General features: G+C 64.6%; 6 protein-coding genes. 4 read left to right on the top strand and 2 right to left on the bottom strand.

Annotated features, from left to right (window positions below):
• Positions 1 to 29: 29 nt before the first annotated feature.
• Complete coding sequence (locus WA805_RS01145) at positions 30 to 455, top strand: OsmC family protein (RefSeq protein ID WP_422288570.1); 426 nt, start codon at positions 30 to 32, stop codon at positions 453 to 455.
• A gap of 63 nt (positions 456 to 518) precedes the next feature.
• On the opposite strand, the gene WA805_RS01150 is transcribed toward WA805_RS01145, so the two are convergent.
• Positions 519 to 1,160 carry a helix-turn-helix domain-containing protein gene (locus tag WA805_RS01150; protein ID WP_422288571.1) on the bottom strand — a complete coding sequence of 214 codons (642 nt, stop codon included), beginning with the start codon at positions 1,158 to 1,160 and terminating at the stop codon, positions 519 to 521.
• A 30-nt stretch (positions 1,161 to 1,190) separates the two neighbouring features.
• Here WA805_RS01150 and WA805_RS01155 point away from each other — a divergent pair, with 30 nt between their 5' ends.
• Together WA805_RS01155 and WA805_RS01160 are read left to right on the top strand one after the other, a co-directional pair.
• Positions 1,191 to 1,478, top strand: coding sequence for a hypothetical protein (locus tag WA805_RS01155; protein WP_422288572.1), 288 nt, complete (start codon positions 1,191 to 1,193; stop codon positions 1,476 to 1,478).
• A 14-nt stretch (positions 1,479 to 1,492) separates the two neighbouring features.
• Positions 1,493 to 2,476 (top strand): hypothetical protein, encoded by a 984-nt coding sequence (locus WA805_RS01160; RefSeq protein ID WP_422288573.1) that lies wholly within the window; start codon positions 1,493 to 1,495, stop codon positions 2,474 to 2,476.
• On the opposite strand, the gene WA805_RS01165 is transcribed toward WA805_RS01160, so the two are convergent.
• Complete coding sequence (locus WA805_RS01165; RefSeq protein ID WP_425241442.1) at positions 2,451 to 3,728, bottom strand: tetratricopeptide repeat protein; 1,278 nt, start codon at positions 3,726 to 3,728, stop codon at positions 2,451 to 2,453. The genes WA805_RS01160 and WA805_RS01165 overlap by 26 nt on opposite strands.
• Positions 3,729 to 3,857: 129 nt before the next feature.
• Here WA805_RS01165 and WA805_RS01170 point away from each other — a divergent pair.
• Positions 3,858 to 4,077: DEAD/DEAH box helicase (locus WA805_RS01170; protein ID WP_425241443.1), on the top strand; the 220-nt coding region annotated here is incomplete at its 3' end.

Here is a 4,077-nt window from a genome sequence, read left to right on the forward strand (position 1 = left end):
TCCTGACGGGTCCTGGCAGGGTGAGAGCCATGAGCGAAGACACGCATCGCCAGGTGACGATCGAGCGGATCACCAACAGCCATTACACCGTCACCAACGCCCGCGGCGGGACGATCACCGTGGGCACAGCCGACTCGGCGGACTTCTCGCCTGTCGAGCTGCTGCTGACCGCGATCGGCGCGTGCACCGCGATCGACGTCGACATCCTCACCTCGCGCCGTGCCGAGCCCGACTCGTTCGCGATCGCCGTGGACGCGGAGAAGCTGCGTGACGAGAAGGGCCGCAGCTACCTGACGGACATCGCGGTGACGTTCCGGATCAGGTTCCCCGAAGGCGCGGACGGCGACAAGGCCCGCGCGCTGCTGCCGGACGCGGTGAAGCGGTCCCACGACCAGCTCTGCACGGTCAGCCGCACCGTCGAACTCGGCACCCCGGTCACCACGCGCATCGAATAGCGCCACTTCGCCTAGCGCGCCTGCCCACGCCGGGACCCGTCCTCCGCAGGCAACTGGGCATGGTCATGTCCTGCCGTAAGGCCCCTGCAGCCAGCGAGTCAGAGCACCCAGATCTACTCGCCAGTCGCTTCCGATCTGTTTGCCGGGGAGCTCCCCATTTGAGATCGACGTGATGACCGACTTGGTATCCACCCGCAACACGGAGGCCACCTCCTCCACAGTCAGGACCTGCAGTCCGGAGACGGACGAGCTGGTGACTGTCGATGCGACAGACGCGTGTACAAGACCGGGGACAGCATCCGTAGTAGCCAGCGGTGGTAGCGCCTCGGCTGTCTCTGCGCTAGCAGCCGCGGAGGCCACGCCGGGTTGTTCCGATTCGTCAACCCCGGCCGGAGTCTGGTTGCCTATCGAGTGCTTTTGGGTTGTGGCTCTTTGCAGTTGGCCAACCAGCAGGACAAGGAGCAGGACGACGGATACCGTCGCCCCCCAAGCGGCCACTGCTAGACCGACGCTGTGTATGAGCGTGACCAGTGCCGCTAGCCAGCCGAGCGCCAGGCCTGGGGGGAGCCAGGCGGATATGCGAAGCCATTTGGACGCGCGCAGCCACGGGTTCGTGCCGCCACTCTCGTCCTTGACCATGGCTCGATGGTGCCGCAAATCGGGTAACAACGGGAGCAGACAGGCCGGCCGTGCAACGCTTATCATGAGGCAAATCCCAGCGCGAAGGCTGAGCTGATGGCAGGTACTAGCGTTACCTCCCTGCGCAGGTGGATGCTGCCCTCGGCGCTGTTCGCCATTTTGCTGGCGAGCTTTGGCGGGCCTGACGTCATGGTCACCATGATGGACGACGCGGGAAAGGGCGGATACTGGCAGTGCACCGAATGCAAACGGATCGAGTGGAAGCCCGCGGGCAAGGAACCGCGATGCTCCGGAATTCCAGGACGTCCGCACGACTCGGCCGGAACCATACGCCTGACGGGCAGCAATACCAGGCCGACCGATGACCGGCACTACTTCTCTTAGCGGGCTAGTCGAGCATGGGAGCATTCGCCGGGCGGCTAGGCACGCGGTTCCTTGTTGTTACCGTGGTGCCCAACGCTTTGCTCCTCGGCTACATAAGCTTCCTCCTTGCGGCGGGCGCACCGGCACATTCCCCGTCTCTGGCTCGGGCACTTGCCGCCCTCGACCACCTTACGGCGAATCGAATCGCCGCAGTTATCCTGGGACTGCTTATCGTCTCCATCGCAAGCCATCCGCTTCAGGTCCCGCTCATTCAGCTGCTCGAAGGTTACTGGTGGGGCCTGCCGTTCGGCCTAAAGCTCGCGTATCGTGCCACGGCACGATACCGGAATGAGTGGAATTTGGTACAAAGTGAACTCGAGGCGGCAAAAGACCCAGCCCCTTGGGACTGGCACGCCAGGAATGCCGGCAGAAGTGCGCAGTTCCGTTGGGACTGGCTGCCAGAAGTGGAAGGGGATCTACTCCCCACGGCTCTTGGCAACACCCTGCGGCGGGGGGAGACCAGGGCGGGAGAGCGTTACCAGCTGGACTTGACAGTTGCGCTGCCACGCCTCACTCCTTTGATGGCACCGGGAGTGCTCGCCGAGCTGAGCGACCTGCGCAACCAACTCGACGCCGCAGCTCGGTTGTGCATTGCGGCTGGCATAGCCACTGCCGTCAGCGTCGGCCTCCTGATCTGGCACGGGCCGTGGCTCTTCCTGGCCCTCGCGACTTATCTGGTGACCTGGGCGTGCTATCGAAGCGCCGTCGCAGCGGCTCGAAGGTTCTGTATCAGCCTGACAGCGGCTGTCGATCTCTGCCATCTGCAGCTCTTCGACGCGCTATCACTGGAGCGTCCGGCCGACCTCGTTGAGGAGCGCGAGCGCAACGAGAGGCTTTCGCGGCTGTTCCGCGGTCAGCTTGCGAACGACGAGATGGCCGCCTTCCGGTACGTGCTGCCGCCCAGGACGGACAATCCGACGGCAGAGGGCGGAACTACAACGCCGCCCGGACAGCAATGACGCTTTCGAGTGCCGCAATTTCACGAGAGTGATCACCCGTTACACGGAAGATGTCGGCCGCCTCTTGGTAGATTTCGGCAGCCTCGACAGCGTGCCCCAGTGACCGAGATACATTCCCCAGGTTGCCTAGCGCCATGGCGAGGCCATGCCGGTCTCCCGTGTCACGGAAGATGGCCACGGCCTTCTGGCAGGCGGCACGCGCCTCATCGTTCTGTCGCAGCGCGTGCAGGATAATGCCCACATTGTTCAGGCTGGCGCCTTCCTCATGGGGATCACGGAGCTCGCGGAAAAGCGCAACCGCGTCCTCGTACACGGCGAGCGCTTCGTCATACCGCCGCAGACCGATCAGGGCCGCGCCTCGATTATTCAGCGTTTCGCCCTCGGCGCGGCGATCGCCGAGTTCGCGGAAAAGCGCAGCCGCGTCCTCGTACACGGCGAGTGCTTCGTCATACCGCTTCAGACCGATCAGGGCCGCGCCTCGATTGTTCAGCGATTCGCCTTCCGCGGCTCGGTCACCGAGGCGCCGTGCGGCGTCAAGGCCAACGGTGGCGACAGCCAGCAGCTCCGCAAAGAGTCTGCGGAAGTTGAGGTAGTAAGACATGAGCAGCGGCAGGCTCTTCGCGGCCTGATCCCGGCCAGCGCCAAACGCCATCCTGGCAGCAGCGATCAGGCTATCCCGTTCGGCGTCCAGCCAGGCAAGCGCGCCGTCCCGGTCGGTGAAGTTCTGTTCCACCGGGATCGGCGGGAGTCCCCGTAGCCATCCATCGGCGGCCTCTGTTGTGGCTTGGTAATAGCAGAGCAGCCGGTCCATGGCTTGTTCGCGCCCGTCAGCCGCAGCGTGCTCGTCGGACAGTCGCTGTGCTTGCGCGCGCACGAGGTCGGGCATCCGCCACCGTTCCCTGCTGTCAGGAACCGGCTCAACCACGTGCGCGCGGCTGAGGGACGCCAGAGTGCCATGCGCTTCGCTGACTGAGAGACCCGCCATCACCGCGACTGCTGCAGTAGGCGCATCGGGACCTGGATGCATGGAGAGCAGCCGGAATACGCGCGCGGCGGGCGCCGAGACACTGTGATGAACCAGATCCCGACTCAGCGCAGAATCATCTGTGCGACCGCCTTGTAGAGCAGCCATCGCGGCTCCTTCTCGATCCTGGAGAGTCCCGGCGGCTATTTGCGTGACCAAGTACCCCTTGGGGATACTGGAAACATCCGCCATGACAGGCAGCTTTGCCTGTTCGATCGATGGATCCAAGATCTTGTTTGTACGAATATAACATCGAACTAGTCTTGATCGCAATCGGCATCCGAGCTGCCATCACTCGCTCGGCGTGTCGTTCCCGTTGCCGGTCCGGTTGTCGGTGGGCGACCGTAGAATCGCCGCGTGGCCACCCCTAGCGAAACCAGTCCGCCGGACGCCGCGCGCCGCGCCGCGACGGTGCTGCACCGCGTGTTCGGCTACGAGAGCTTCCGCGACCGGCAAGAGGAGATCATCGGCCACGTGATCGACGGCGGCGACGCGCTCGTGCTGATGCCGACCGGCGGCGGGAAGTCGCTGTGCTACCAGATCCCCGCGCTGGTCCGCCCGGGCACCGGCGTGGTGA

Source organism: Trebonia sp., from assembly GCF_049794275.1.
GTDB lineage: Bacteria > Actinomycetota > Actinomycetes > Streptosporangiales > Streptosporangiaceae > Trebonia.